This is a genomic window from Paraconexibacter sp. (assembly GCF_041602235.1).
In the GTDB taxonomy this organism is placed as follows: Bacteria; Actinomycetota; Thermoleophilia; order Solirubrobacterales; family Solirubrobacteraceae; genus Paraconexibacter.
On sequence record NZ_JBFIGP010000250.1, the window covers coordinates 1 to 5,420 of the forward strand.

Consider the following 5,420-nt stretch of genomic DNA (forward strand, 5'->3'; position numbering starts at 1 on the left):
GACGGGGACCATGCGGCGCATGCCCGGCACCTTAGACGCCGCGACGGGTCGGTATCCCGCCCGTCAGGGCCGCGGGATGCGCGCGACGATCGTGGTGCCCACGCCGCGGCCGGCGGTGATCCTGAGCGTGCCACCGGCGCGTTCGACACGCCGCGCGACCAGGACGAGGCCGAGATGCCCGCCGCGCTCCGCGGACTTGCGACGGTCCGGCAGCAACCCGATGCCATCGTCGGTGATCAGCAGCTCGAGGTCGTCGTCGTCGACGAGCCGGGCCTCGGCGCTGATGACGGTCGCCTGCGCGTGACGGGCGGCGTTGGCGACGAGCTCGCGTGCGATCCCGAACACGAGGTCGGCGTGCGGTCCGATCACCCGCGCGGGCAGGTCCACGTGCAGGCGCACGTCCTGTCGCCGGACCAGATCCGCGACGGCGTCGGTCAGCGCATCCGCCACCTCGGTGGCGGCGAGCCGGGCGGGTCGCAGCGCCAGCATCACGGTGCGCAGCTCGACCACGAGGCTCTCGAGCGCGCTTCGCGCGTAGGTCAGCGCCTCGGCGTCACCCTGCGACGCGAGCTCGAGGTCCTGCCGCGCGGCGAGCACGTGCTGCAGCACGTTGTCGTGCAGGTCCTCGCTCATCGCGTCGTGCCGGTCGGTCAGCCGGCGCAGCGCCCGCTTGGAGATGGCCTGCTCGCCGAGCAGCACGACGACCCCGGCGGCGACCAGCACCTTGGCGGCCGACGGCGGGTCGCCGAGCGTCATGTAGCCGAGCATGCCCACCAGCAGGCACGCGAACACCGTGGAGGAGATCGCGTCGAAGCGCGACGCGCGCTCGCGGTCGATGTCGCGCTGCTCTCGCGGGGACCACGCCGCGTGGGCGATGCACACCGCGCCGAGGACCCATCCGATGTCGACCGGTCCGCCCGCCGTGTACGCGTCGGACGCGGCCTGGACGAGATAGACGGCGTCGGCGGCCGCGAAGAGCAGCAGCCCACCCGCCAGGAGCGTGAACTGGCGACCGGCACGCCCCTGCTGCGCTATGAGGGCACCGGCGACGACGATGAGCAGGACGACGTCCAGCGACGGGTAGGCCAGCGCGGTCAGGACCTCTGCGGTCGTCCCTTCGAGCGCGGTGACGCGAGGATCGAGCGTCACCGCCGCCAGGATGCTGCCGAGCACGAGCGCACCGACCGCCGCACGCAACAGGACGACCAGGCTGAGCCGGGCAGGACCGGATCCGACGAGCAGCACCATGCCCGCGAACATCGGCAGGTACCACGCCAGGTAGAGCGCGTCGGCCAGCGACGGGTACGGAGGATCGGCCATCGGCTCGATCACGAACGACCAGTACAGGTCTCCCGCGCAGTAGACGACGAGCGCCGCGGTGATCAGCAGCCAGGGGGTGCGGTCCGCGCGGTCCACCACGCTTCGCCAGCCGCAGACCACGACGCTGATCAGCAGCGCCACCTGGTAGACGCCGCCGCTCCAGAACTGGTCGTGACCGGTACCGAACAGGTCGGTGGTGGCACGCAGCGCGAAGATCACCGCGACCAGGGCCTGCAGGCCCAGGAGCGCCAGCAGCACCGTGCGGTGGGGGTCGGGCAGTCCGACGCGCGGGCGGCCCGGGGCGGCGAGCACCGCACCGCTCTGGGCGGCGGTCACGCGCGATATCCCGGCACGGCCCTCCACGTGATCAAGCCCCTGACGACGTCCTCACGCTGCCTGACGCGACCGACGATAGCGCCCCCGACACGGAGGCCGAAACCGGCCCCATTCAGCAACTGGTGTCGTGGAACGCCGGACGCGGCGCCGGCGAGGGACCACGGACCGTCAGCGGCGCAACGTCACCCGCCGTGCGCGCGAGCGGGACTGCCCGTCGACACGCACCTCCCCAGCGGCCTTCAGGCGCCGCGCCCCGCGGCGCAGGTACCCGCGGGTGCGCGGGCCGAGCTGGGCCGTCACCTCGACCTCACGCACGCCGTACGGGAAGTGGAAGACCGCGGACCCGAAGCGCGACCGCGGACCCGGAGAGGCCCCGTGCGCGCCGCGCAGTCGCACGACCCCGCCGCACGCGAAGGTGACGTCCTTCTCGCGACGGGCCAGCTTGAGGGTCACGCGCCCGGAGGCGCCCGCCGAGGAGGCCGTCCGCAGCCGTGGCGCGCAGCGGGCGGCGGCCTGCCGCGTCCCGCCCTCGCAGTGGTTGGGGTTCCCGGCCGGCCTGGGATCCTTGCGCGCGCAGAGCGTCTTCTCGAGGTCCCGCGGCTTGGCGGGCATCAGGCCGTCGGCTCCCATGTCGAGCATCGCCTTGTAGACGCGCTCGGACTCCTCCTGCCCACTGAACCAGACGTGCACCGCGTAGCCCGCGCGGTGCGCCCGGGCCACGAAGTCGGGGGTCATGATCGTGAGGCCGTTGAAGGACGGCGGCACCTGCAGCGCCTTGGTGCCCTCCGGGGCGACGCCGGTCGCCATGAACTGCGCCACCCCCGTGATCCCCGGGGCGACGGCGATGTCGGGCATCGCCTTGTGGAAGCGGTCGACCGCGTCCTGGTTGAACGAGACGACCACGAGCGGCGGGTAGGGCACGCGCTTCAGGAGCGCGACCAGCAGGTCCGCGTTACGCAGGAACGAGTCCGTGTCGTCGTCGGCACGGCCCTTGATCTCGATGTTCATGGGCACGTCGGGGAAGGCGCGCAGCACCTCCTCGAGCGTCGGGATCCGGAAGTCGTCGGCCGTGTACCCCAGCGGCGGGGCCTTCTCCCCCGTCCGCACGCCGCGCAGCGGGTACTCGCTCGCGGCGAGCCCACGGACGGTCCCCCGGCCGGGCACGAAGTTGAACGCGGCGTCGAGCTTCTGCGTCTCCTCCACGGACAGGTCGTACACCGAGCGGTCCTCGCCGGTCGTGCGCTCGACGCTCTGGTCGTGCAGCACCATGAGGGTGCCGTCCTTCGTCGGCTGCACGTCCAGCTCCAGCATGTCCGCACCGAGCCCCAGCGACTCGCGCAGGGCGTACATGGTGCCGGACGGGTGCTCGTTCTCCCCGCCCTGGTGGGTCATGTTCAGCACCCGCTGCTCGAGCCACGGGTTCGTCGCGGCCGAGGCCACGGACAGCGGTGCGAGGACGAGGACGGCGCCGAGGGCGAGGAGGAAGCGGGTCATGGTCACCGTGGATCGGTCGGGGGCCGGCGAAGGAGGCCCCAGCCTACGTTCTGCGTGACCGGCGCGCGTCAGCGGTCGACGAACCGGTGCGGTGGCGCGTCATCTGTACGGTCCCCGCATGCCCCTTCCCGAGCCGCGCCCCGACCACACCGCTCTCGTCACCGGCGCCTCGTCGGGGATCGGCGTCGACCTCGCCCGGGACCTCGCCGGGCGCGGGCACAACCTCGTGCTGGTGGCCCGCCGGGAGGATCGGCTGACCGCGATCGCCGCGGAGCTGGCCGCGCAGCACGGCGTGCGCGCGGACGTGCTCGCGTGCGACCTCGCCGACCCCGCGGCGCGTGACGCGCTGCCGGCTCGCGTGGCCGATCTGGGTCTCACCGTCTCGATCCTCGTGAACAACGCCGGGTTCGGGACGGTCGGGGAGTTCGGCACCGTGCCGATGGACCGCGAGACCGGCATGGTGCGCCTGAACTGCGAGGCGGTGGTGGCGCTGACCGGGGCCTGGGCGCCCAAGATGCGCGAGCGCCGGTCGGGAGCGGTGCTCGTGGTCGCCTCGTCCGCCGGGTTCCAGCCGATCCCCGGCCAGGCCACCTACGCGGCGTCGAAGGCCTTCGCGCTCGCGTTCTCGGAGGGACTCCACGCGGAGCTGCGGCCGCACGGGGTCTCGGTCACGGCGCTGTGCCCCGGTCCGGTCCAGACCGAGTTCGCCGAGGTCGCCGGTGCCGAGGAGCTGTTCGCGAACGCCCCGGGGTTCTCGATGGTCTCCCCCGAGGAGGTCGCGCGGCAGGCCATCGCGGGCCTGGACGCCGGCAAGCGGGTCGTGGTCCCCGGCGCGGCGATCAAGGTCGCGACGCTGGGTGGCCGCTATACGCCGCGGGCGCTGCTGCTGCCCCTGATGCGCCGGTTCTACCCGGTCTGACGGGCGTCGGCTGTCGCGGGGACGCCGTGCCGGCGGCGTCCACCGTATGCCGGACCGGCCGCTTCGCCGCGTACAGCCGGCGGTCGGCGCGCTCGATGGCCTCCGTGAGCGACTCGTCCTCGGCGCAGATGACGGCGCCCGAGGTCCAGGACACCGTGTGCGCCCGGGCGAGGCGGTCGAGCACCGCCCCGACCTGCCGTTCGTCGCCCACCGCGAGCACCAGGACGAACTCGTCGCCCCCGAAGCGCGCCAGCAGGTCCTCGGGCCGCAGCGACGCCGACCAGGCCGCGGCGAGCTCGACCAGCAGCCGATCACCGACGGCGTGACCGTGCCGGTCGTTGACGTCCTTGAATCCGTCGAGATCGACCATGACCACGGCGAGCGACTCGCCGCGGCGATGGGCCTGCGCGCGCAGTCGCACCGCGGCGAACGCGAGCCCCGTGCGGTTCAGCAGGCCGGTGAGGCCGTCGCAGTGGGCCTCGGCGCGCAGGCGCGCGTTCAGCCGACCGAGGATCGTGACCGCCACCCAGATCATCGCGGAGATCGTGGCCCACACGGACACGTCCGTCGGGGCACGCGCCAGCAGCAGGCCCGCGGCGAGCGCGACGGTCATGAGCGTCGCGTACCCGCGGGACACCCGCGGACCGAAGAAGTAGGCGACGTAGACGGCAGTCCAGACGAAGCCCAGCGCGGCCAGCATCAGGCCGCGCTCGGTTGCCGCGGTGCCGACCATGCACGCGCGGACCACCACGAGGAGGGCGAGCCCGAGGTGCAGTCCCCTGCCCAGCGCGCGCGGCCCGGCGAGCGCCAGGGCGGCCGCGATCCCCACGTTGACCGAGCCGTAGACGACGAGCAGGCCCCGCGGCGTCTGCGCAGAGATCGGGAAGGCCGCGGCGAGGAAGCAGGCAAGCCCGAGGATCAGGGCGATCACCGCGAGCACCGTCACCTCGACGGGCGTGCCGGCACGCAGGGGGCGGTGCGGACTCATTCCTCCCGTGGTAGTCGGCAGGTGGAGCCGTCGCCTGAAGCGTCCTGGCGTGGTAGGACTCCCTCTCCCCATCCAGAGGAGAGCACCAATGCTCATCGTTCACGCCCACCTGTCGATCCTGCCCGAGAAGCGCGAGGAGTTCCTCGGGGGAGTCGGTGGCCTCGTCGAGGCCAGCAATGCCGAGGAGGGCGTGCTCGAGTACCACCTCTTCGAGGCGGTCGGGAGCCCGAACCAGTTCGTCATGGTCGAGCGCTACGCCGACGAGGCGGCGTTCGGCGGGCATCTCTCGTCGCCACACTTCGGCGCCGCCGCGCAGGCACTCGCCGGCTGGGTCAGCGCGCCGCCGAAGATCATCAAGTACGA

At 73.0% G+C, this 5,420-nt stretch carries 5 protein-coding genes; 2 read left to right on the forward strand and 3 right to left on the reverse strand.

All coding sequences use genetic code 11. The features are described 5' to 3' along the window. Window positions 1-63: 63 nt before the first annotated feature. Both ABYE80_RS16310 and ABYE80_RS16315 read right to left on the reverse strand, forming a co-directional pair. A complete protein-coding gene (locus ABYE80_RS16310) occupies window positions 64-1,656 on the reverse strand; it encodes a sensor histidine kinase (RefSeq protein WP_372791363.1) in 1,593 nt (530 codons plus the stop codon). A gap of 168 nt (window positions 1,657-1,824) precedes the next feature. Further along, window positions 1,825-3,150, reverse strand: a complete 1,326-nt coding sequence (locus ABYE80_RS16315; RefSeq protein ID WP_372791364.1) for a glycerophosphodiester phosphodiesterase family protein — start codon at window positions 3,148-3,150, stop codon at window positions 1,825-1,827. A 118-nt stretch (window positions 3,151-3,268) separates the two neighbouring features. Between ABYE80_RS16315 and ABYE80_RS16320 the strand changes: the two genes are divergently transcribed. Beyond that, a complete protein-coding gene (locus ABYE80_RS16320) occupies window positions 3,269-4,069 on the forward strand; it encodes an SDR family NAD(P)-dependent oxidoreductase (protein WP_372791365.1) in 801 nt (266 codons plus the stop codon). On the opposite strand, the gene ABYE80_RS16325 is transcribed toward ABYE80_RS16320, so the two are convergent. Beyond that, a complete protein-coding gene (locus tag ABYE80_RS16325; RefSeq protein WP_372791366.1) occupies window positions 3,990-5,057 on the reverse strand; it encodes a GGDEF domain-containing protein in 1,068 nt (355 codons plus the stop codon). The two genes, ABYE80_RS16320 and ABYE80_RS16325, sit on opposite strands and share 80 nt — an antisense overlap. An 88-nt stretch (window positions 5,058-5,145) precedes the next feature. On the opposite strand from ABYE80_RS16325, the gene ABYE80_RS16330 reads away from it, so the two are divergent. Beyond that, window positions 5,146-5,420: putative quinol monooxygenase (locus tag ABYE80_RS16330; RefSeq protein WP_372791367.1), on the forward strand; the 275-nt coding region annotated here is incomplete at its 3' end.